At 61.7% G+C, this 21,496-nt stretch carries 20 protein-coding genes and 4 pseudogenes; 11 read left to right on the forward strand and 13 right to left on the reverse strand.

Translation table 11 applies throughout. The features are described 5' to 3' along the window. Positions 1-14 precede the first annotated feature (14 nt). The 7 genes from FIU86_RS20830 to lnt are packed head-to-tail and all read left to right on the forward strand — an operon-like array spanning position 15 to position 5,793. Positions 15-482 (forward strand): copper chaperone PCu(A)C, encoded by a 468-nt coding sequence (locus FIU86_RS20830; protein WP_057796919.1) that lies wholly within the window; start codon positions 15-17, stop codon positions 480-482. After that, on the forward strand, positions 482-1,108 hold the full coding sequence (locus FIU86_RS20835; RefSeq protein ID WP_057796918.1) for an SCO family protein: 627 nt from the start codon (positions 482-484) through the stop codon (positions 1,106-1,108). The genes FIU86_RS20830 and FIU86_RS20835 overlap by 1 nt, the downstream gene beginning before the upstream one ends. Further along, positions 1,105-2,478, forward strand: coding sequence for a M23 family metallopeptidase (locus FIU86_RS20840; RefSeq protein WP_057796917.1), 1,374 nt, complete (start codon positions 1,105-1,107; stop codon positions 2,476-2,478). The genes FIU86_RS20835 and FIU86_RS20840 overlap by 4 nt, the downstream gene beginning before the upstream one ends. A 3-nt stretch (positions 2,479-2,481) precedes the next feature. Then, entirely contained in the window at positions 2,482-2,937 is a 456-nt protein-coding gene (locus FIU86_RS20845) for a DUF411 domain-containing protein (protein WP_057796916.1), read from the forward strand. Positions 2,938-2,949: 12 nt separating this feature from the next. Continuing rightward, complete coding sequence (locus tag FIU86_RS20850) at positions 2,950-3,732, forward strand: ZIP family metal transporter (protein WP_057796915.1); 783 nt, start codon at positions 2,950-2,952, stop codon at positions 3,730-3,732. Positions 3,733-3,760: 28 nt separating this feature from the next. Next, positions 3,761-4,219: a signal peptidase II gene (gene lspA / locus FIU86_RS20855; RefSeq protein ID WP_057796914.1), complete on the forward strand. Its 459-nt coding sequence runs from the start codon at positions 3,761-3,763 to the stop codon at positions 4,217-4,219. After that, entirely contained in the window at positions 4,186-5,793 is a 1,608-nt protein-coding gene (lnt, locus tag FIU86_RS20860; protein ID WP_057796913.1) for an apolipoprotein N-acyltransferase, read from the forward strand. The genes lspA and lnt overlap by 34 nt, the downstream gene beginning before the upstream one ends. Here the strand turns inward: lnt and FIU86_RS20865 are convergent. Beyond that, the gene (locus FIU86_RS20865) at positions 5,774-6,286 is read right to left on the reverse strand and encodes a murein L,D-transpeptidase family protein (RefSeq protein WP_057796912.1); all 513 of its coding nucleotides are present in this window, start codon (positions 6,284-6,286) and stop codon (positions 5,774-5,776) included. The genes lnt and FIU86_RS20865 overlap by 20 nt on opposite strands. A 63-nt stretch (positions 6,287-6,349) precedes the next feature. Next, the gene (locus tag FIU86_RS20870) at positions 6,350-8,704 is read right to left on the reverse strand and encodes a cation-translocating P-type ATPase (RefSeq protein WP_057796911.1); all 2,355 of its coding nucleotides are present in this window, start codon (positions 8,702-8,704) and stop codon (positions 6,350-6,352) included. Positions 8,705-8,904: 200 nt separating this feature from the next. On the opposite strand from FIU86_RS20870, the gene FIU86_RS20875 reads away from it, so the two are divergent. Continuing rightward, complete coding sequence (locus FIU86_RS20875) at positions 8,905-9,606, forward strand: IS6 family transposase (protein ID WP_057796910.1); 702 nt, start codon at positions 8,905-8,907, stop codon at positions 9,604-9,606. A 53-nt stretch (positions 9,607-9,659) separates the two neighbouring features. Here FIU86_RS20875 and FIU86_RS20880 read toward each other — a convergent pair. The 5 genes and pseudogenes from FIU86_RS20880 to FIU86_RS20900 form a co-directional block, all read right to left on the reverse strand. Beyond that, positions 9,660-10,049: pseudogene (locus FIU86_RS20880) on the reverse strand (sterol desaturase family protein); the annotation flags it as partial. A 47-nt stretch (positions 10,050-10,096) separates the two neighbouring features. Beyond that, entirely contained in the window at positions 10,097-11,581 is a 1,485-nt protein-coding gene (locus FIU86_RS20885; protein ID WP_144435653.1) for a multicopper oxidase family protein, read from the reverse strand. A gap of 121 nt (positions 11,582-11,702) precedes the next feature. Next, positions 11,703-14,057: a copper-translocating P-type ATPase gene (locus FIU86_RS20890; protein WP_172977595.1), complete on the reverse strand. Its 2,355-nt coding sequence runs from the start codon at positions 14,055-14,057 to the stop codon at positions 11,703-11,705. 17 nt (positions 14,058-14,074) lie between these two features. Then, positions 14,075-14,737, reverse strand: a complete 663-nt coding sequence (locus tag FIU86_RS20895; protein WP_057796909.1) for a TVP38/TMEM64 family protein — start codon at positions 14,735-14,737, stop codon at positions 14,075-14,077. A 5-nt stretch (positions 14,738-14,742) separates the two neighbouring features. Beyond that, the gene (locus FIU86_RS20900; protein ID WP_144435652.1) at positions 14,743-14,928 is read right to left on the reverse strand and encodes a hypothetical protein; all 186 of its coding nucleotides are present in this window, start codon (positions 14,926-14,928) and stop codon (positions 14,743-14,745) included. A 237-nt stretch (positions 14,929-15,165) separates the two neighbouring features. Here FIU86_RS20900 and FIU86_RS20905 point away from each other — a divergent pair, with 237 nt between their 5' ends. Next, a complete protein-coding gene (locus FIU86_RS20905) occupies positions 15,166-15,747 on the forward strand; it encodes a L,D-transpeptidase (protein ID WP_082631181.1) in 582 nt (193 codons plus the stop codon). A gap of 241 nt (positions 15,748-15,988) precedes the next feature. Here FIU86_RS20905 and FIU86_RS20910 read toward each other — a convergent pair. From FIU86_RS20910 to FIU86_RS20930, 5 genes and pseudogenes are all read right to left on the reverse strand, one after another. Further along, a pseudogene (locus FIU86_RS20910) lies at positions 15,989-16,189 on the reverse strand (hypothetical protein); the annotation flags it as partial. 58 nt (positions 16,190-16,247) lie between these two features. After that, entirely contained in the window at positions 16,248-17,672 is a 1,425-nt protein-coding gene (merA, locus tag FIU86_RS20915; RefSeq protein ID WP_144435656.1) for a mercury(II) reductase, read from the reverse strand. A gap of 4 nt (positions 17,673-17,676) precedes the next feature. After that, a pseudogene (gene merF, locus FIU86_RS20920) lies at positions 17,677-17,915 on the reverse strand (mercury resistance system transport protein MerF). A 4-nt stretch (positions 17,916-17,919) separates the two neighbouring features. Then, positions 17,920-18,225, reverse strand: coding sequence for a heavy-metal-associated domain-containing protein (locus tag FIU86_RS20925; protein WP_057796972.1), 306 nt, complete (start codon positions 18,223-18,225; stop codon positions 17,920-17,922). 18 nt (positions 18,226-18,243) lie between these two features. After that, the gene (locus tag FIU86_RS20930) at positions 18,244-18,633 is read right to left on the reverse strand and encodes a mercuric transporter MerT family protein (protein ID WP_057796974.1); all 390 of its coding nucleotides are present in this window, start codon (positions 18,631-18,633) and stop codon (positions 18,244-18,246) included. A 76-nt stretch (positions 18,634-18,709) separates the two neighbouring features. Here FIU86_RS20930 and FIU86_RS20935 point away from each other — a divergent pair, with 76 nt between their 5' ends. Next, the gene (locus FIU86_RS20935) at positions 18,710-19,126 is read left to right on the forward strand and encodes a helix-turn-helix domain-containing protein (RefSeq protein ID WP_057796971.1); all 417 of its coding nucleotides are present in this window, start codon (positions 18,710-18,712) and stop codon (positions 19,124-19,126) included. A 57-nt stretch (positions 19,127-19,183) separates the two neighbouring features. Here the strand turns inward: FIU86_RS20935 and FIU86_RS20940 are convergent, their stop codons facing one another. Beyond that, positions 19,184-20,254 (reverse strand): hypothetical protein, encoded by a 1,071-nt coding sequence (locus tag FIU86_RS20940; protein WP_152477322.1) that lies wholly within the window; start codon positions 20,252-20,254, stop codon positions 19,184-19,186. A gap of 226 nt (positions 20,255-20,480) precedes the next feature. On the opposite strand from FIU86_RS20940, the pseudogene FIU86_RS20945 reads away from it, so the two are divergent. Further along, positions 20,481-21,362 (forward strand): annotated as a pseudogene (locus FIU86_RS20945) (recombinase family protein). Positions 21,363-21,496 lie beyond the last annotated feature (134 nt).

The following is a 21,496-nucleotide window of genomic DNA, read 5'->3' on the forward strand; positions in this document are numbered from 1 at the left end:
GCAGGATCAGAACTATGAAAAAGTATATTTTGACCAGCACACTGGCGGCGCTTTTGACCCTTGGAGGGCTCTCGGTGCCCGCGCTGGCCGGACCCGAGGATGTGGTCGTCGAGAACGCGTGGTCCCGCGCCTCCATCGGGATGAACCGTCCCGGGGCCGCTTACATGACGATTCGCAACACTGGCGACGAGCCAGTGACGCTGATCGGCCTTACAACACCGCTCGCGATGATGCCCGAAATCCACGAGACGAAGACAAATGCCGAAGGTGTGAGTTCCATGAGCCCGGCGGGGGAGATCGCGATCGCCCCGGGCGAGAGCGTCGCGCTCGAATCGGGGGGCCTGCACGCAATGCTGATGCGGCTACAAGAACCGATGACGGAAGGGGACACCTTTCCGCTGACCCTGCTTTTCGACGACGGAGGCGAGGTGACGGTCGAGGTGCCGATCCTCGGCATCGCCGCGCGGGGGCCAGAGGACTGATGCGGCGACGGGCGATCCTGGGGTATGGTGCGCCTGGTGTCGGGGCGGTCGCCCTGATGCTCTTCGTCGGTTGGTGGCAGGTCGATGGCCCCGGTGGACCTGAGCCTATCGGGCAGCGGCCAGTGGCTCTGACCGCGATGGATTTCCGTCTGACGGATCATGAGGGCAACGCGGTCGGGCCGGAAACCCTGATCGGGCGACCGACGATGGCGTTCTTCGGCTTCACCTACTGTCCCGATGTCTGCCCGACCACGCTCTCGGACATTTCGGGATGGCTCGACGATCTGGGAGACGAGGCCGACGAGATGAACGTGGTTTTCATCACGGTCGATCCCGAGCGCGACACTGTCGAAACGATGGCCGAATATGTCGGCTACTTCCATCCGGCGATTCGCGGCTGGACGGGGCCGGAGGAGCAGATAGCGCGCGTCGCGGACGGCTTCCACGCCACCTACGAAAGGGTGCCGACGGAGAGCGGCGATTACACGATGAACCACAGCGCGAGCGTCTTCCTGTTCGCAGCCTCTGGGCGGTTTGTCATCATGATCGACTATCACGAACCCAGAGAATTCGCGGTGCCGAAAATTCGCCGCGCGCTGGAAGAAGAAACGGAGGGGGCGACATGAGGCTCAGAACTATGGCGGCTTGTGTCGCAATTGCGGGGATGGTTTCGGGAGCGGCTATCGCCCTCTCTGATTTCATGTCGAAAGAACCCGTGCCGCCGGAACTTGCCTCGGCAGGTAAATGGATGCCCCAAGGTCCTGAAGCTCCCCAAAACGTTGACATCCTCGTGACGCTGCCCGCGACGGCATGGGCAGAAGATGCACCCGACCTCGGCCCCCTGCCCCTTCTGCAGGTCGCGTTTGCCGACAGGCCCGTGCAGGCGATCGAGCCACCCCTGTCGACATGGTCGCGCGACATTGCACCTGGCGAGACGCTCGATTTCTTGCTGTCTGAAGCTGGTCTTGCAGCACCTGACAGAGCCGAAGTTGCCCTCGCGCTTGGCGCGGAATACGATCTGCGACGGCTGCGGCCGGGGCACTCGGTCACTGTTGCTTCGACCGTGGACGGCAGCCCCCGCACCGTCTCACTCGCCGTCGAGGACGGTGTGCGGATCGAGGTGGTTTTCGGCGAGCAGTTGTCTGCGCAGGTCGTGGCTCCGGATCCGGAGATCGTAACCCTTGCCGGCGAAGCCGTGATCGACAGCTCGATCTTCGCGGCACTCGACGAAGCCGGCATACCCGCCCGTTTTTCCGTGGACCTTGCGCAGATGCTGGGTGGGACCGTGGATTTCCGCCGCGAGATGGCCGGCGGCGAAACACTAAGGCTTCTCTGGCGCGAGGCGCGGGTCGGCGAGGACAGGATCGGACAGCCCGATCTCGCCTTCGCCGCACTGGAGATCGGCGGTTCGCTTTACGAGATCGTATGGCCAGACGACGGCAGCGGTCAGGCGACGATCTACGTCGATGGCGAGGTGCTGCGCGTCTTCGCACAGCCGGTCGAGGGTGCGCGCCTCAGCTCGGTGTTCGGACGCCGCACGCATCCGGTCTTTGGCAACGTCCGGATGCACACCGGCGTCGATTTCGCAGCGGCACGTGGGACACCGGTTCAATCGACGGCACCGGGGCGGGTCAGTTTCATCGGCTGGCGAGGCGGCTATGGTCGAGTGGTCGAAATCGCCCACGGCTCCGACACCATGACGCGCTATGCGCATCTGAGCGCCGTGCCGGATGGCCTGGCACAAGGCCAACGCGTTGCGGCGGGAGATGTGATCGGCCGCGTCGGCGCGACTGGCACGGCGACAGGTCCGAACCTACACTACGAAGTCCTCGTGGATGGGCGCCCGACTGACCCCCTCTCTGACGACCGGCTCGCCGAAGCAGCCGAGAGCGAAGCAGATGATACCGCCGCGCTCTCGCGTCTGGCCGAGGCGCGCGCGCTTCTGAATCAAAACCTCGGCAGCGAGATTGCCGAAACGACAACCGAAAGGCTCTGACCCATGAAACGCATGACCCAAGCTCTGGCAATCACCCTCGCCCTGTTACCAGCGGCCCAGGTCCTCGCAGAGGCAACGGCGATCGAGGTCCGCAAGACGAACGGTTGCGGCTGTTGCCTGTCTTGGATGAACCATCTCGAAGAAAACGGGTTTGCGCCGACGGGCGAGAACATGTTCGGTGGGTCGCTGGTTCGCTTCAAGCTCGACAACGGCGTGCCGCAGCGCATGGTCTCCTGCCACACCTCGCTCATTGATGGCTACGTGATCGAAGGCCATGTCCCGGCCGCTGACATCCGCCGCATTCTCGAGGAGCGCCCGGACGCCGTCGGCCTCGCCGTTCCGGGGATGCCCTATGGCTCGCCCGGCATGGGGCCAGAAGACGACCGCGAGGCCTATGATGTCTTCCTCATCCGCAAGGACGGGTCGACGGAAGTCTTTTCGAGCTACGCCGAAGGATAATCTGGCCCGCCCATGGATAATCTGTCTCCGATAATGCTCGGCTTTCTCGGAAGTCTCGCTGCCGGTTCGCTCACGGCAGTCGGAGCAGCTCCCGTGCTGTTTGGGCGCATCCCGTCCCGGGCCACGCGCGATCTGTCGCTCGGCTTCGCTGCCGGTGTCATGCTGTCAGCCTCGTTCTTTTCGCTGATCATCCCGGCATTGGATGCGGCAGAGCCAATGTTCGAGAACGGCGCGATGCCTGCGGCCATCGTGTGCGTCTCGATCCTTCTGGGCATGGGGGCTGTCGCCCTGATGAACGAAAAGCTGCCGCACGAGCACTTCAAGACAGGACGCGAAGGGCCCGAAGCGGCGCCTTTGCGGCGGGTCTGGCTGTTCATCATCGCGATCACGATCCACAACTTCCCCGAAGGCCTTGCGGTTGGGGTCGGCTTCGGATCCGGAGGTATGGAGGGCGGTCTGCCGCTTGCTGTCGGAATCGGGCTTCAGAATGCGCCCGAAGGATTGGCCGTCGCTGTATCTCTGCTGGGCGAGGGATATCTGAAGCTGCGCGCCTGGGGCATCGCGGCGCTGACGGGCATGGTCGAGCCGATTGGCGGCCTGCTCGGGGCCGGGATCATCACACTGTCGGAACCGCTGCTTCCATGGGGTCTGGCCTTTGCCGCGGGCGCAATGCTCTACGTTATCAGCCACGAAATCATCCCCGAAACCCATCGCAGCGGCCATCAGAACAGGGCAACGCTCGGTCTCGCAGTCGGGCTCGTTCTGATGCTGTTCCTCGATGTCTGGTTGGGGTGAGCCAATGCCAACAAACAAAGTATCTCCGGTGATCGGCGTCTTTGCGGCGCTTGCAGCGTTCGCGATTGATCAGATCATAAAAGCCATTGTCATTGCGAATGCCGCCACTCTAAGCGCCGGGGTCCCGGTGTTTCCGGGATTCAACCTCGTCTTTTATCGTAATGACGGCGTGACTTTCGGGATGCTGGGCGGCGCGCCGTGGTGGAGCCTCATCGCTCTCGCTCTTGCCATCTGTGTTTGGCTAGGGGTTATGCTGTTTCGCGCCGACAATGTGGTCGAAACACTTGCCTATGGCGCGATCATTGGCGGAGCTTTGGGTAATGTCATCGATCGTGTGCGGTATCGGGCCGTAACAGACTTTCTCGATTTCTATATTGGCACAACACATTGGCCTGCCTTCAACATGGCCGATGTATTTGTCGTCAGTGGCGTGGGGCTCTTGCTCGCTGCGCCATGGATCAGCGTGCGGCGTCCGATCAAATCGTGAAGCCGGAAATTCTGAACCGCATAGCACTGCTCCACCGTTTGCTTTCGCGGATGACGCTTGGTTTCGTCGCCGGGGCGCTGACCGTTCTGACTTTCCCGCCTTTCTCGCTTCTCCTGCTTGTTCCCGTTGCCTATTCCGCGTTGTTTGTCGGTCTTCGCGGTCTCTCCTTCGGGCGCGCTTTCCTCGTCGGCTGGGCGTTTGGTCTTGGCCAGTTCGGTTTCGGGATTTCGTGGATTGCAGAGAGTTTCTACGTCGAGGGCGAGCGGTTCGGGGCGATGGCGATCCCGGCCGTCGCGGGATTGTCCGCAGGTCTCGCAATTTTCCCAGCCATTGCCGCAGCGCTCTTCGCCGAAATCGCGCGGCGCGGAGCCATGGGCAGTCTCTTGGCCTGCCTCGTGTTCGCGACCTCCTGGACCGTGGCAGAGTGGTTGCGTGGTCACGTTCTGACGGGGTTTCCCTGGAACCTCGCCGGCTACGCACTTGTAGACTACGCCGCCCTTCGCCAGACCGCCGCCTGGGTCGGAAGCTATGGGCTAAGCTTTCTCACCGTGTTCGTCGCGGCACTTCCCGGCGCGGCTGTCATGACGTCCGGGCGGCAACGATTGACCGTTTCGCTCATGGCGCTGGCCGGCATCGCGACGATGTGGGCTGTCGGCACGCTTCGCCTCCAGTCGGATGCACAACAGCCACCCGGTGTCGACCTGCGCATCGTCCAGGGCAACATTCCACAAGAGGAGAAATGGGCGCCCGAGAACCGCGAGGCGACCTTCGCGCGCTATCTTGAGCTTTCAACCCAGCCCGGCGATTTCGACGTTCTTCTTTGGCCGGAAACCGCCTTTCCGGGTTTCCTCGATGAGGATACGGAGGCACGGGATCGCATTGCCGCTGCGCTACCAGACGGCAGGGTGCTGCTCACCGGTGTGCCGGACCGTGTACCGAGCGAAGATGGCACCCGATATTTCAACACGGTCCAGGCTTTTGGCGCGACCGGCAGAATCCTGACCGGATACGCGAAACACCATCTCGTACCCTTCGGCGAATATGTGCCATTCCGTGGCTGGTTGCCCATCGAGCGGCTCACGGCGGGTCTGGGCGATTTTACGCCCGGACCGGGCCCGCGAACGCTTGCGCTTCCGGGTGTGCCGCTGGTCGCCGTGGCGATCTGCTATGAGATCATCTTCCCAGGTCATGTAGTCGACGACCTGTTCCGACCCGACTGGATCTTCAACGCGACAAACGATGCCTGGTTTGGCAGCAGCATCGGACCTGAGCAGCATCTGGCTTCCGCACGCATGCGCGCCATAGAGGAAGGCCTTCCTGTCATTCGAGCCGCGAATACAGGCATCTCTGCGGTCATCGACGCGAACGGAGAGATCGTTGCGCGGCTCGAGACCGGCGAAACGGGCATCATCGACGCTAGTCTGCCCTCCGCGCGGCCGCCGACACTCTACGCGAGCTTCGGGGACTGGATGCTGCTGGCGCTCATCTTGGCTTCGTGGAGCTGGGCAATGGCGACCAATGCGACGGCGCGCTATCGCCGCATGAGAAACACCGTCATGCAAAGATGTGGATAGGTGTTCCGTCCTTCACCATTGCATAGATGTCCTCGATCTGCCGATCTGTGACCGCGATGCAGCCAGCTGTCCAGTCGCGGACGTCCGTTGGGTCGATGCCGGGTCGTGGACCACCATGGATGAAGATGTCGCCCCCGGGGGATCGGCCCTGCGCCTCGGCAAAAGCGATGTCGGCCTCATTCGGATAAGAGATGCCAATCGAAAGATGGTAGGTGCTGTTGGGGTTTCGCTTATCGACTATGTAGGTGCCCTCCGGAGTCCGACCGTCTCCCTCGAATTGCTTGTGACCCTCGGGCGCGAAACCCAGTCCGACCGGATAGGTTTGCAATACGGGATCAACTCCGTCCAGAACAAGCAAGCGCTGCCCCTTGTAGAGCCGAACACGGGTCACCTCGGGTCCGCCATAGCTGCGGAACTTGCTGGCACAGCCGGACAAAAACGGTGCCACCCCGCCCAACAGGACGGCGCGGCGGGGAAATCGGATGGTTTTCACTGCTCGATGCCTCTTTCGTGAGGTCTGATATGGACATTACGTTACCTTGCAAATGCTGCCTGATCAATGTCCGTGGGCAAGCGCGGCTTTTGTCATCTGTGGACCAACCTGTTCACCGCCGGACGGCGGCGCCTTGGCCTCTCGGCTGTTCAGCAGGCGCAGGGCGTTGGCCACCACCAGCAATGACACTCCTACGTCGGCTGCAATAGCGCCCCACATCGATGCCACTCCGAACGCAGTAGCGACGACGAAAACGCCCTTGGTCGCCAAGGAAATACCGATGTTCTGATGGATAATCGACATTGTCCGGCGCGAATGACCGATCAGCCAAGGCACCTTGCCGAGGTCGTCGGTCATAAGGGCAATATCCGCCGTCTCGATTGCCGCGTCCGAACCAACAGCACCCATCGCGATGGCGTAATGCGCACGCGCCATGGCGGGGGCGTCGTTCACCCCGTCGCCGATCATGGCCACCATGTCATGCGTTTCGACCAGTTCTTCGATGGCAGTCACCTTGTCTTCGGGCAGAAGCTCGGCACGGACCTCGTTGATGCCGACCTCGGCTGCAACGGCGCGCGCTGTCCGCTCGTTGTCGCCCGTCAACATGACGATGGTCTTCACGCCTTGCGCGTGGAGCTGTGCCACGATGCCCTTGGCGTCGGGGCGGATACGGTCGCGCAATTCCAGGATGCCGGTCACGCCGGTGTCGTCGCCCACGGCAACAAGGGTGCTGCCAGCCCCTTCGATGCGGTCGCGCAAATCCTTCGGAATGGCGTCGCCGAAACCCTTCTCCTCGGCAAACCGGTCCGACCCCAGCCAGATCGAACGGCCGTCTGTGCGTCCTTCAAGTCCCCTGCCGGGAACGGTTCGGGTATCTTCCGCGGCGGACACCTTGATGCCGTCGGCTTCGGCCCGCGCGAGAATGGCACGCGCCAAGGGATGCGAGGAACGTGCCTCCAGCCCAGCGGCGAGGGTCATCAGATCTTGCGCCGATGCTTTGCCCAGCGGATGCACCGCCGCCACCTCGGGCTCGCCCATGGTGATCGTGCCGGTCTTGTCCATGGCCAATGCAGTGGTCTTGCCCGGTGCCTCTACATAGGCACCACCCTTGATGAGTACACCCGCCCGTGCCGAAGTGGTGAGTGCGGCGACGATGGAGACAGGGGTCGAGATAACCAGAGCACATGGGCAGGCGATCACCAGCAGCACGAGTGCGTTGTAAAACCAATAATCCCAGACCCCACCGAAAAGGAGCGGCGGCAGCAAGGCAATTGCAATGGCGAGCGCCATGACGATAGGCGTGTAGATGCGGGCGAACTTCGCCACCCACTGCTCCACCGGCGCGCGGCGGGCATGGGCGTCACCGACCATGCGGATGATCTTGGCCAACACGGTATCCGAGGCGGCCTTCGTGGCGCGCACCATCAGTGTGCCTTCGCCGTTGATCGTACCGGCATAGACTTCGTCGCCCCGTTCCTTTGGGACCAGCGCACTCTCTCCGGTGATTGGCGCCTGATCGACGGCCCCTGCCCCATCGACAACCTCACCATCCAATGGGATGCGGTCTCCGCCGCGCACGACGAAACGTGCGTTGATAGCAACCGCAGAAGCCGGAACGTCCGCTTCCGAGCCGTCATCATTAAGAACTCTTGCCGTCGGCGGCGCCAGGTCGAGCAGAGCTGAAACCGCATTCCTCGCACGCCCGACGCTCCAGCTTTCGAGGTAGAGCGAGAGCGAGAAGAAGAACGCGACCGTCGCCGCCTCGAAAAATTCGCCGAGGCCAATTGCACCCGCGACTGCGACGACCATGAGCAGGTTCATGTCGGGCGACAGCCGCCGTGCGGACGACCATGCCTTGGGCGCCACGAGCCAAACACCGAACAGGATCGCAACCGCGAATAACCCTGCCTCGACCAGTGGCATCGGCGCTTCGCCGTGCCCTGCGAAGAGGCCGAGTGCCCCCCCCATGCCGGTCTCGATGATGTGCCACAGAAATCCCGCGGCCCAGAAGCCGCCGCTGAGCGCCGTAAACAGCCGCTGGCGTGCAAGATGGGCCGCCTGGTCGACCGACGCGTTTTCGGCATCCCAAGGCTTGGCGGTCATGCCGGTGCTTGCGACCAGTTCTGCAATTTCGCCGTCCGATACACTCTTGGCGCTGTCGAGAATAGTCATCCGTCCATTGATCACGTCGAACGCAAGATGTTCGGCCCCGCCGATCTTCGGGCCGACCACCTTGTTCAGGATTGCTACCTCCTCGGCGCAATCGAGGCCGGACACCTGAAAACTGCGCCCGCCCGCTGGCGCGGGGGTCGCCGGAACGGTGTCGCCGCACGTTCCGGCGCTCCCGCAGCAGCTGCCGCCGCTTGTCTGGGCATCTTCGGCGTGATCATGGTCGTGACGATGGGTGTCGGACGGCATGAATGGACCTCTGGATTCGGGTGCTTTACCATGACATAGCCCCTACAGTAGCTAGAGCTTCAAGAGCAAAATACGGTGGTATTTCAGTTTGATTTATTGCTAGAGGATGCGGTGACCGGCTCCATCACGCCTTGAGGCGGTGATGTCACGTTAACTGCCCTATTGTTGTTCGCGTCGCGATTTCTTCTTATCTGACTGCAATGCAGACATCGGCTATCAGCTACAAGCGCCATCGCTTTCCATCCCAGATTATCGCTCACGCGGTCTGGCTCTACATGCGCTTCAACCTAAGCCTGCGTGAGGTTGAGGAGATGTTGCTCGAGCGCGGAATTGATGTGTCCTACGAAACCATCAGGCGCTGGACGGTCAAATTCGGGCCTCAGATCGCCCAGAATCTGCGACGGAGGCAAGCCCGTCCGGGTGATGTTTGGCATATGGACGAAGTCGTCGTGAAGATTGCCGACAGGTCATTCTGGCTCTGGCGCGCGGTCGATCAACATGGGGTTGTGCTGGATGAAATCCTCCAGTCCAGTCGGAATAAGCCGGCTGCGAAACGTCTGATGCTCAGACTTCTCAAGCGTCATGGCTTCGTGCCAAAACGGATTATAACGGACAAGCTGCGATCCTATGGCGCTGCCAAGCGCGACGTAGCGCCCGGTTTGGATCATTGGTCGCACAAGGGCCTGAATAATCGCGCAGAGAACAGCCACCTGCCGTTTCGAAAGCGGGAACGGGTGATGCAAGGACACCGATCACCCGGCGGCTTGCAGCGCTTCGTGTCTGTTCACTCAGCAACCCGAAACTGCTTCTTTGTCCCATCCTGCCGCCGCACAGCCTTAACCATCCGCTTCCATCGGTTGCAGGCACTTGATGTCTGGAAAACGGCTGCGAACATCGCTTGATCCCACTAACGCGATGCCTTCGCCGATTGCCGACAGGTTAACGTGACAACACCGTCGAAATCGAGATCGGCATGGTGCATGCGGTGCAGCCGCCATAGGGCCGGGATCGCGTGGAACATCACGTGCTGAAAGTAAATCGCGAGGTCCAGCAGCAGCATGGAGACAATCACGGCGATCCAGTCAGGGATATCGAGAACGTTGAACAGGCCCCAGCCGCGCTCTTCCGCCAGAACGGCAAGGCCAACGGCGAGGATCGGGAAGGTTAGACGCAGGATCGCTGTATCGATCACGACGAGCGCGAGGTTGTTGGTCCAGCGGATCACGCGCGGAATGTCCCGACGACGGCGGGGTGCCGCGATTTCCCAGAGCGCCATTGCCCCAAGGATCCCGAGGAACGCCGTGAGGCGAATGGCCGGTTCAAACTCAAGTATCGTTTCAATCATCGTCCAAGCTCCTCCAACTCGAGCTGAATCTAGGGTTTCATCGTGATCTATCCAACGGTGAACTGGCCCATCATTCCGCGATCTTCGTGTTCGAGGATGTGACAGTGGTACATGAACGGAGCCTCTGCCGTGGCGGGCTTGTCGAAACGGACGAGAATTTCAGTGGGCCCGTCGACGTGAACCACGTCCTTGAGGCCGGTCAGTTGCGGATCGACGGCCTGTCCGCCCGCATGCGTCACGAGGAACGAGGCCCCATGCACGTGGAAGGGATGGGCCATCATGTCAGCGTTGATCCGCCAGCGTTCGGTTTCGCCCAAAGGGACATGGAAATCTATGCGGCCCATGTCATATGAGGCGCCGTTGATGCCCATGGACTGACCCGAGCGGCCAAAGAGGTTGTTCATCATACTGCCCATCATGCCGCGAGAATGGATATTCAGGGTGAAGTCACGGGTCCGGACCGGCGCGCCAAGATCGCGCAACTGGGCGGGCAGGCGCGCGGGCAAGGCGTCTGGCGTCACCAAGGCCTGTCCTGAAACCTCGATCGACAGAATGTCGAGCGTGCCCGACGGGCCGGAGCCTCCGCCCATCATGCCGCCCATGGACCCGCCACCCATCATCCCAGCCGCGATGTCGGCAGACACGAGCCGCACAGCACGGCTATCGGAGAAATCGACGACGATTTCGGCACGTTCGCCGGGCGACAGGTGCAAGCCGGTCACCGCATGCGGTGTAGGCAGAAGCCCGCCGTCGCTGGCAATCTGATGGAACCGGCGGCCATCCGAGAAGCTAAATTCGTAAGTGCGGGCATTGGACCCATTCAAAAGACGGAACCGCACCAGACCGGCGGGCACGGTCACTTTCGGGTGCAGTGTCCCATTGACCAGAATGTCGCTGCCCTGAAACCCCGCCATCTGGTCCATGTGGCCAAGGTCGTAGGTCATTACTCCGCGCCGGAACAGGCGGTCCTGAACAATGAGCGGTATGTCATCTTCGCCATAGGTTTGGGGCAGTGGAACGTCGATCGCCGGGTCGTCCAGCAGGATCATCCCCGCTAGGCCGCGATAGACCTGATTGGCGGTCTGTCCGTGGACATGGCTGTGATACCACAGCGTCGCTGCAGGGTGATCCACCGGAAGTTCAGGCGCCCATGTCTCGCCGGGACCGAACGCAAGTTGCGGACCGCCATCAAGGTCACCGGGAAGGTGCATGCCGTGCCAGTGCGCGGTGATCGGCATGTCGGTGCTATTCTCCACTGAAATCCTCGCGGCGCGGCCCCTTACGAAGCGCAATGTCGGGCCAAGGTAGTCTTGTGAGAACCCAAGCGTCGGCGACGCGACGCCAGCGTAGAATGCCCGTGTGGCGGCATGCGCAGTCAGCGTGTTCCCGGCGATGCCATCCACGTCCATCAGCGGTGGGATCGGCAAGGGTGCGCCCGTTTCTGCCGCGATCGCACGGCGGGTCAGCAGCATCGGTGTGGCTAGGGTCGCGCCAGCCGCTGCACCGGCAATGATGAACTGTCGTCGTTTCATGGGTTTGTCCTTTCGCGGCGGAGGCCGCTTCTTTGAAGAATGCGTTAGATCCACCTGCGCAATACGCTGACGCGGATGGGCTCGGCGAACGTCGAGGAGCTCACGGCACACAACATCAAAGTCATAGTGTCGTCCGGCGCAAGCGCAGCGCGTTGAGTACCACGGAAATGGACGAGGCGCTCATGGCGAAAGCGGCGAACATCGGGCTGATGAGGATGCCGAAGAACGGGTAGAGCAGGCCTGCGGCGATGGGCACACCTGAAGCATTATAGATCAGCGCGAAGAACAGGTTCTGGCGGATGTTGCGCATGGTGACGCGGGCCAGGCGGCGGGCGCGCACGATGCCGTCGAGGTCGCCTTTTACCAGCGTAATACCGGAACTTTCGATGGCCACATCGGCCCCGGTGCCCATGGCAATGCCAACATCCGCCTGCGCGAGGGCAGGGGCGTCGTTGACACCGTCACCGGCCATGGCAACCTTGGCCCCGCTTTCTTGCAGATCGCGGACGATCTTCGCCTTGTCTTCGGGCAGGACATCGGCGCGGACCTCGTCGATGCCGAGGCGGTCGGCCACGGCCTTGGCGGTGCGTTCGTTGTCGCCGGTGGCCATGATGATGCGGAACCCCAGATCGTGCAGCGCCTTGAGTGCGTCGGGCGTGGTGTCCTTGATCGGATCGGACACCGCGACGAGACCGACCAGCGCATCTTCGACAACGACGAACATCACCGTTTCGCCTTCATCCCGGCGGATGTTGGCCACGTCGCTTAATGGTCCGGTTTCAAGGCCAAGATCCTCAACCAGCTTGCGGTTACCCAGCGCGACGGATTTCCCATCAACGGTACCGCGAACGCCTTTGCCGGTCACGGCCTCGAAGCCGTCGGCCTTAGCCATATCCACACCACGCTCTTCAGCACCGCGCACGATGGCCTCGGCCAACGGGTGTTCTGAGCCGCGCTCAAGTGATGCGGCAAGGCGGAGAACCTCAGCCTCGTCATGGCCATCCTCGGGCAGGACCGCGACGAGGCGCGGTTTGCCCATGGTCAGCGTCCCCGTCTTGTCGACGATCAGCGTGTCGACTTTCTCAAACCGCTCAAGCGCCTCGGCATTCTTGATCAGCACGCCGGCCTGTGCGCCGCGACCCGTGGCCGTCATGATCGACATCGGCGTGGCCAGGCCAAGCGCGCAGGGGCAGGCGATGATCAGGACCGCGACGGCAGCAATCAAGGCATATGACAGAGCAGGGGCGGGGCCCCAGACCGCCCACGCCACAAAGGCCAGAATGGCGATTACGATGACGGCCGGAACGAAGTAACCTGCGACCTTGTCTGCGTATTTTTGGATCGGCGCACGAGACCGCTGCGCGTTGGAGACCATTTCTACGATCTGGCTGAGCATCGTGTCCGAGCCGACGCGCGTGGCTTCGACGATCAGCGATCCGGTGCCGTTGATCGTGGCCCCTGTGACGGTGTCGCCTTCGACCTTTTCAACGGGAATGGGTTCGCCGGTGATCATGCTTTCGTCGATAGAGGAGCGACCCTCGGCGACGACGCCATCGACCGGCACTTTGTCGCCGGGGCGCACGCGCAAACGGTCACCTACGACCACATCTTCGAGCGCTATTTCTTCTTCGCTGCCATCATCGCGGATAACACGCGCGGATTTGGCCGCCATGTCCAGTAGCGCACGGATTGCCTTTCCGGTGCCTTCGCGGGCGCGCAGTTCCATCACCTGACCCAGAAGGACAAGTGTGACGATCACTGCCGCGGCCTCGAAATAGACACCAACATGGCCTTGTTCATCACGGAAACCATCGGGGAATATATCCGGGACAAGGACTGCAACAACACTGAACAGCCATGCGGCCATAACGCCCATCGCGATGAGCGAGAACATGTTGAGGTTCATCGTGCGGAACGAATTCCAGCCGCGGACAAGGAACGGCCAGCCACACCACCAGACCACGGGTGTACCGAGTATCAGTTCGATCCAGAGCGTGCCGCGCTCTCCGAAAATCTCTCTTACGCCGGGAAACCCAACGAAAGGCCCCATGGTGAAGACCAGAAGTGGGATCGACAGGATCGTGCCGACCCAGAACCGCCGGGTGAAATCGACCAGTTCGGGATTCGGGCCGTCCTCGTCCATGGCGGCACTTTCCAGTTCAAGCCCCATGCCGCAGATCGGGCAGGAGCCCGGGTGGGTCTGACGGACTTCGGCGTGCATCGGGCAGGTGTAGACCGCCCCATCGTGGTCTTCCGGCACGGTATCGTATTTGCCGTCTGCTGGCGCGGAACCGGCTGCATGGGCATGACCGGCGTGGCCGTGATGGTGACAGTCGGCTTCGGATGCCGACACTTCATCCTGCGGGACAAGGTGCATCCCGCATTTCGGGCAATCGCCGGGTTCGTCGGACACGACCTCGGGGTGCATCGGGCAGGTATAGACCTGTGGCTGGGATGATGCGTCTGGATGGTTCATGGTGAAACCTTTCTGAATTAGGTGAATTCGGACAGTCGCCCGGACTTGCGTTTTTTGCTGACGAGGGCCGCGATCAAGGAAAGACCGGAAACAACGCCGAGGACGGCAATCGTCCAAAGGACGGATTCTGAATCGCCCGTCATCGCGATCGCCCCCATGTGTGCCAGGAAGAAACTGGCGGGGATGATGCCGGCCAGCGTTGCAATGGCGAAGCGCCAGAAGTGCAAGGCACTAAGACCAGCCGCGTAGCTGATAAGGTCGAATGACAGGAACGGTAGGAGGCGGCTGACGAAGACGATCAATGTCAGCATGTTTTGTGAGCCGAGAAGCGCCCAACGAGATGTGTCTCCAAAAAACCGTGCAACGAAAGGATGGCCCAGTTTGCGGGCCAGCGTGAAGGCGATGAGCGCACCAAGTTCAGCACCGATCACGACAAGCACGGCCCCGACCCAATGTCCGTAGGCCGCACCCGCCGCCAAAGCGATCGGGGCAGAAGGCAGAGGGCTTGCAACGATAGCGACTGTCATCAGAGTGACGACGACAACCGGACCCAACAGGCCCGCGGCGTCAATCCAATTTTCAAGATCAGCACGGGTCGGAAGCGTCAGGTTCAGAAGGTCGGGCCGCGCAATGACGACAATGCCCCCGATCAGGGCGACGAGGAGGACGACACGGAACATCTGGATCAAATCAGCGGGGCAATGAGGAAGACGGAGGCCATCAGCGCAAAACCGTAGATTGTTTGAGGCGCAGACCAACGCAAAAGCAGAGCCTTTGTGCCGAACCGTGCCAGTTTTGCCTCGCCAAACGGATCAATCGCAGGCGGCCTGATAGAAATTGTGCTATTCGAGTGGCGGAGTTGGTATTTCACGATTCTACAGCCCTTTCCGAAGCCTTGTTTGTCATACTTCCTCCTGAGATAGGGGTTCCACTGACTGGAAGGTCAAGTCGCGGAAGTGTCATAGTTACAAATTGCGACAAAGCGGTTCTGGTTCAGGAATGTCCGAGGTCCGTAACGTGGCGCCAACGATCGTCGTAATTGACGCAGGCCCCAAAGAAAGCACCATGTAAATCGACGGATCGTAGCGGGCCTTGACTAGGAGACGGAATGACATTTTTGACGCGCCGGGCGGCTGTTCTTACTTCATTGGCTGCAGCTACGCTGCCGAATCTAACCTTTGCGCATGCATATGCCCTTCCGGATCGGTTTCTTCCTCAATTGGTGAATACCTATCGCACCGACTGGGTGCCCGGATCGGTCCATGTCGTTCCTGATGACTTCTTTTTGTACTTCATGTTGGAAGACGGAATGGCGATCCGCTACGGCGTGGGTGTCGGTCGAGAAGGGTTGTACGAAGCAGGTTCATTCAATGTTGCGCGCAAGGCCGAGTGGCCGCGTTGGCGTCCGACAAATGCAATGATCCGCCGGGAGCCTGAAAAGTATGCGCGGTTTGCCGATGGCGTTCCCGGTGGCCCTGGCAATCCACTGGGAGCAAGAGCACTATATCTTTATGATGATGATGGACGGGATACTTACTTGCGCATCCACGGAACAAACGAGCCACGGACAATCGGATTTGCCGTTTCAAATGGATGTGCGCGATTGACCAATGACCATGTATCCGATCTTTATGATCGGGTTCAGATCGGAGCGCGGGTGCATCTGTATCCAAAAACTGCGTCAAGCTGAAGTAAAGGCGGTCCTGAGATGAACGAGCCCCCCAGAATGTGAATGGGCAAAAATATCAGAATTAAAGGCAAAATCTCATAATTAAGGGCAAAGCATAGCCGTTGATTTCGTTGGATTTCTCATCTCACAATTAAGGGCTACGCGACATTTGCCGTAACCCGTGCAATAGTGCTCAGCGAACCTTTACTGCCATTTGTCTCTACTTGTGCAAAAACGCTCCTGGTGGTGCCCATTTGGTTGCTCACATGCGCCACAATCGATACCGCCCCTGCCCCGTCACCTCCCGGATCAGGCCTCGCGCTTCCGTCCAGGCGAGATTGCGTTGAACGGCGGCACGGCTAGCGTTGGTCAGGACCTCGCCCATCGGGGCAGAGACAAGGGGCCATTCGGTAAGCACAGCGCGCAAGGCGCGCGGGGTCTTGCCCGAAAGTGGGGTCATTTCGCCTGCCTTGCTCGTCTTAGACACGCTTGAGGGTCCAAGCTGGATAAATCTGCTCGTTTCATCCAGCGCAGCAGGACAGTTTGGCGACATCCTTGTCGAAGGTCTGCGCGGCGAGCTTCAGCGCCTCGACCGTGGTAAGATAGGGAAAGATCGTTTCGCCGAGCGCCTTTGTCGTCATGCCGAACTTCAACGCCATGGCGAGCGTCTGGACACTGTCGGCTCCCTCCGGCGCCATGATGACGCCGCCCAGCAGGCGGTCGGTCTGCGCATCCGCGACCAGCTTGATCAGGCCCCGGGTATCGCGGGCCGCTAGCGCGCGAGGCACGTTGTCGAGGGTAAGCACGCTGGTCTTGACGTCATGACCCGCCGCACGCGCCTGCGCTTCGGTCAGCCCGACTCCGGCCACTTGCGGATCGGTGAACACCACCCAAGGCATCGATGCGTTGTCGTAGCGCTCCGTCCCGCCCAGAACGGCGTTGCGGGACGCGAGCTTGGCGCCATAGGCGGCCATGTAGACGAACTGATCGCGGTCGGTCACATCGCCGGCCGCGAAGATGCCGGGCTTCGTGGTCTGCATGTCGTCGCCCACCCGGATCGCACCGCGTGCGTCGGTCTCGACACCCATCTCCGCGAGGCCCAGCCTCTTGGTGTTGGGCGCACGGCCCGTGGTCAGGACGAGGCGGTGGGCCGTCAGATCGCGGTCGGTACCGTCCACCGTCACGGACAAAACCGCGCGGTCAACATCACGCCGCGCGGCGTGGTAGGTCGCGCCATCTAGGACGCGCAAGCCTTCGGCGCGCAAGGTCGCCGTGAGCGCCTCGGACACCTCCGGCTCGGTGTGCGGCAACAGGCGCGAGCGGCAGACGATGGTGACGTGGGTGCCCATCCGCGCCATCATCTGCGCCAGCTCCACGCCGATATAGCCGCCGCCGAGGAAGATCAGGCTGTCGGGCAAATGGTCCAGCGCCAGCAGCGACGTGCTGTCGAGCGTCGGTGCTTCGAGGATGCCAAGGATATCGGGCACGGCGGGTCTGCCGCCTGTGGCGACGATCACCTTGGGAGCCGTGATCTTGCGCCTGCCGACTTCGACACCGCCGGGGACGAGCTGCGCCGGACCCTCGTCGATATAAGTCACTCCATCGTAGCCCGGCAGCAGGTCGGCGTACTTCTTCTGGCGCAGCGTCGCGACCAGATCGTCCTTGGCCACAACCAGCGCCGACCAGTCGGCAACCTGCGCCTCTCCGCTGAGGCCCGGGAAACGATGCGCCGACTGCGCACTGTGGAGGGCTTCCGCAGCGCGGATCATCGTCTTGGAGGGCACGCAGCCCACGTTCACGCAGGTCCCGCCGATGGTGCCATGCCCGATGAGCGCGACCCGCTTGCCGCCCTCGGCGGCGGTGATCGCGGCGGAGAAGCCAGCCGATCCGGCGCCGATCACGGCAAGGTCGAAATCGCCCGTGGGTGCCTTGGTTTCGTATTTCATGAACTCATCCATTTTCTTGAGATGCCCTGCGCCGCTGCCGCCGCCAGACGGCATAGATGGTCAGGCCGATAAAAAACGCCAGCGCGGGCAGCAGCACGTAGTCTATCCAGCCAAGCCAAGTCAAGCCGACAGGCCCACGGCGCCGAGAAGAACGACCAGGATCGGCGTGAAGCAGCAGAGCGCCGCGATGACGGTGCCGACGATCCCTGTCGCGATCATCTTGCGGTCGGTCTGCTCGCTCATCCCGTCAACCTGAGACGCGCGCCGGGTAGCCTGCATTGGCCGACGCGGTCGCGATCGCCTCGGCGCTGGTCGCGGCGGTGTCGAAGACGACAGTAGCGGTGCGCGCCTCGAAGTCGATCTCGACGGCGCGCACGCCATCGACGCCTTCCATCGCGCGCTTCACCGTCACCGGGCAGAGCGCGCAGGTCATGTTGTCCACCGCGAAGGTGACGGTCTGCTCGGCGGCGACGGTTTGCGCGACGGCAGGAATGGCCGTGATGGGTGCTGTGGCGGTCAGGCCGAACAGAACAAGGGCAAGGATCGTCTTCATGAGGGTGTCCTTTCGGGATCAGTAGAGAAGCGGGGCCCACCAGTCGATGGTGAGTGCAGCGACGACGAGTATCAGGGAAGCCCAGAGCGCGGTCTTGGTGATCCGCGCCGAGGATGGGCGCGCACAGTAGGAACCAGGCTCGCAGACGGTCGGCTTGCGCAAATACACCTGCCGGAACCCGGCCCCGATGAAGCCGAGCGCGATTACGGCAAAGATCGGCTTGTAAGGCTCCAGTGCCGTGAGGTTGCCGATCCAGGCGCCCGAGATGCCGAGAGTCAGAAGCACCAGCGGCCCGATGCAGCAGGCCGAGGCGAAAAAGGCGCCCACAACCCCGCCCGCCGCAAGCCAACCCTTTCGGGCGGGGCGATCCGCCGCTGAAGTGTCTGTTCTGTCGTCTGTCAGTGTCATGTCGCGCACCTCTCGTCTGTGGTTGATGATGGGTGTAGGGTCTGTAGTAACTACAGGCTCAAGAGGAAACCTGCCCATGACCGATCACGAACGCGAGAGCGGCTTAACACGCGGCGACCTGGCCCGGGCGACCGGATGCAACATCGAAACAATCCGCTATTACGAGAAAACGGGCCTGCTGCCTGACCCACCCCGGACCAATGCCGGCTACCGGATCTATGCCACCGCACACGCCACACGCCTGCGCTTCATCCTGCGTGCCCGGGAACTCGGGTTCTCCATGGAAAACATTCGCGGGCTTTTGGGGCTGGAGGACGGAGCCGCCCCGACTTGCGCCGACGTCAAGGAGAGAACAGAGCGCCACCTTGCTGATGTGCGTGCGAAGATTGCAGACCTCCGGCGGATCGAATCCGTCCTCGCTGCAACGGCATCCAGGTGTTCTGGCGCCGAAGTCCCCAACTGTCCGGTGCTCGACGCGATTTCTGGAAACTGAAAACTATGACACGAACTTCCCGAACTCTTGAAGCTCCCATGCATCGAACTGGAAGATTCAAGATCGTGCCGCTACCCATATCTTGAATCGCCCCTGGCCGGTCACCTCGCGGATCAAGCCTCGCGCTTCCATCCAGGCGAGATTGCGTTGAACGGCGGCACGGCTAGCGTTGGTCAGGACCTCGCCCATCGGGGCAGAGACAAGGGGCCATTCGGTAAGCACAGCGCGCAAGGCGCGCGGGGTCTTGCCCGAAAGCGGTGTCATTTCGGCTTCCGCCCGCGCTGACCATGCTTCAATATCGTCTAGGTGCCGCATTGCTGTCAGACATGCCGTCTCCATCCCCTCAAGCCAACACGCCAAACGGTCAGCGGGTGGGCCGCCAGCGCGCAGCCCCCCTGCCCCACCCATGGCCAGAGGTGCAAAGACTGCTCCCTTGCCCTCGCTGGCCGCGATCCGCGCGGCCGTGACTGCCGCTTCCATTCGATCGCCCTGCTGCCCAAGGCCCGCAAGGCTCCAGAGGTGATAACCCGCGCAGGCACGGGTTATCGGGTGCAGCTCGGCGGCTTGCGCCATCAGGTTCAGCCAACCGCCCGCGCGATCCGCAAAAGGCTCGGCGTCATCGACCATGTTCTCGGGATCGCGACGATCGAGGAAGGCAGAAAGGTCCACCTCGGGGCCTGGTCCCCCTGTCAGACGACGTACCGCCCAACCGACACGCGCCAGTCCTGCGGGGTCCTCTTGAACGCCTGACAGGCGCATGGATATCCAAATAGCAATGCGATCCGGGCCAATGCGGTCACCCGCGAACCAGCTGAGGTCGGCAGCCTCGATCAGGGCAAGCCTGTGCCGCCATCCTTCCGGGCTGCGCTTCAGGCGGTCGTCCAGCGCGCCGACGCGACCGGCCACACGGGCAAGACGCGCGGCATGACCCGCCTCTGCTTTCCGCCAATCGTCGAGGATCTCGGCTTCACGCGGTTCGGCCCGCGGTCCGGGCGGCAGATAATCCGGCTCCTCTTCCATGGGACCGGGCAGGAACCAAAGATCGTCCTCGGACGACTGTTCCACCTCCTCAGCATCGAGAAAGAGAACGTCCGATTCATCATGAAAGGCAGGCGCTTGAGGCTTCATATGTGCAAAATACTGGGTTTTTGCATTTTACCCAAGGGTTTTGTCAGAGTGCACCCGCGCTTCTTATATAGCACGCGCGGGCGATGGTCGGCGAGGGCTCTCTGATCGCGCTCAGCCTATGGAAACCAAGGGCTTTCCGTTGAGCAGGGGCACAGAGATCGCCCTTGCATCCGTTTACAAACGGTCGTTTATTGGTGATACATAAAATTGCAAACGGCCCGTTTTCATGTCGCTGATAGGCTATGCCCGCGTTTCCACAGAGGATCAGACCCCCCTGCCCCAGTCCGAGGCGCTGCAATCGGCGGGCTGTGCCGAGATCTTTGAAGAGCACGCCTCAGGCGGCAATCGCGCGCGTCCTTTACTCGCGCGGGTGCTCGAACGCGTCCAGAGCGGCGATATGCTGGCCGTCGTGCGGATCGACCGGTTTGCGCGGTCTCTGTCGCACTTACTGGAGGTGATCGAGCGCCTGGACGCCAAGGGAGCTTTCTTCCGCTCGCTGCAGGATCCAATCGACACCGCCTACCCTCAAGGAAAAATCACGTTGCAGGTTCTGGGTGCCGCGGCCGAGTTCGAGCGCGCGCTGATACTTGAGCGCACAAAGGCCGGGCTTGCCTCTGCGCGCGCCAAGGGCCGCGTTGGTGGCAATCCTGGGCTTCGCACCAAAGACCCCGCCGCGCTGCGCAAGGTGCGGCTGGCACGACAGGACGGCTATATGGAGCGCCTGAACGAAACCGCGCAGGATTGGGTGCCCCACGTGTGACGCCTACGGCCGGATATGGCCTGGGAAGATGTTTTGCGAATCATTAATGGCCCCCTGCCCCACGACCGTCACTGGACCCAAAGCCGCCTGCTCCGTGCTGTGAAAGCCTATGTTCGCGACGAGTTTCTACCATATGCAGTGCTTGGCCGCGCCGGAGGCCGCGAAACCGATGACCACCTGCCGGCTATCGTGGCTGCCATCAAAGGCTCGGACCCAGAAATAACACTGCAGGCGATCTGCGACCGGCTGGAATCGATGCGTGAGCGCACCCCTCGGGGGCGCACTAGCTGGCAGCCGTATTCAGTCAAAATGCTGCTTGAGCGTGCGGAAAAGTTGGGGCTCCTCTGAACACGGCACTTGTGTTGGCGTAACGGATTGCCACTAAATCTAGAAAGTGCTTGCACGAATCTGGCTGCTCGGGCAATAGTCTCGAAAAATAACGCGCGGTCACATAAAAAACGCGCCCACGGATCGGGGCAGAC

Origin of the sequence: Roseovarius sp. THAF9, from assembly GCF_009363715.1 — a bacterium.
Lineage (GTDB): Bacteria > Pseudomonadota > Alphaproteobacteria > Rhodobacterales > Rhodobacteraceae > Roseovarius.

Coding starts and splice junctions, on each gene's coding strand:
- FIU86_RS20830 (WP_057796919.1), top strand. CDS start 15: ATGAAAAAGTATATTTTGACCAGCACACTGGCGGCGCTTTTGACCCTT.
- FIU86_RS20835 (WP_057796918.1), top strand. CDS start 482: ATGCGGCGACGGGCGATCCTGGGGTATGGTGCGCCTGGTGTCGGGGCG.
- FIU86_RS20840 (WP_057796917.1), top strand. CDS start 1,105: ATGAGGCTCAGAACTATGGCGGCTTGTGTCGCAATTGCGGGGATGGTT.
- FIU86_RS20845 (WP_057796916.1), top strand. CDS start 2,482: ATGAAACGCATGACCCAAGCTCTGGCAATCACCCTCGCCCTGTTACCA.
- FIU86_RS20850 (WP_057796915.1), top strand. CDS start 2,950: ATGGATAATCTGTCTCCGATAATGCTCGGCTTTCTCGGAAGTCTCGCT.
- lnt (WP_057796913.1), top strand. CDS start 4,186: ATGGATCAGCGTGCGGCGTCCGATCAAATCGTGAAGCCGGAAATTCTG.
- FIU86_RS20870 (WP_057796911.1), bottom strand. CDS start 8,704: ATGCCGTCCGACACCCATCGTCACGACCATGATCACGCCGAAGATGCC.
- FIU86_RS20875 (WP_057796910.1), top strand. CDS start 8,905: ATGCAGACATCGGCTATCAGCTACAAGCGCCATCGCTTTCCATCCCAG.
- FIU86_RS20885 (WP_144435653.1), bottom strand. CDS start 11,581: ATGAAACGACGACAGTTCATCATTGCCGGTGCAGCGGCTGGCGCGACC.
- FIU86_RS20890 (WP_172977595.1), bottom strand. CDS start 14,057: ATGAACCATCCAGACGCATCATCCCAGCCACAGGTCTATACCTGCCCG.
- FIU86_RS20895 (WP_057796909.1), bottom strand. CDS start 14,737: ATGTTCCGTGTCGTCCTCCTCGTCGCCCTGATCGGGGGCATTGTCGTC.
- FIU86_RS20905 (WP_082631181.1), top strand. CDS start 15,166: ATGACATTTTTGACGCGCCGGGCGGCTGTTCTTACTTCATTGGCTGCA.
- merA (WP_144435656.1), bottom strand. CDS start 17,672: ATGAAATACGAAACCAAGGCACCCACGGGCGATTTCGACCTTGCCGTG.
- FIU86_RS20925 (WP_057796972.1), bottom strand. CDS start 18,225: ATGAAGACGATCCTTGCCCTTGTTCTGTTCGGCCTGACCGCCACAGCA.
- FIU86_RS20930 (WP_057796974.1), bottom strand. CDS start 18,633: ATGACACTGACAGACGACAGAACAGACACTTCAGCGGCGGATCGCCCC.
- FIU86_RS20935 (WP_057796971.1), top strand. CDS start 18,710: ATGACCGATCACGAACGCGAGAGCGGCTTAACACGCGGCGACCTGGCC.
- FIU86_RS20940 (WP_152477322.1), bottom strand. CDS start 20,254: ATGAAGCCTCAAGCGCCTGCCTTTCATGATGAATCGGACGTTCTCTTT.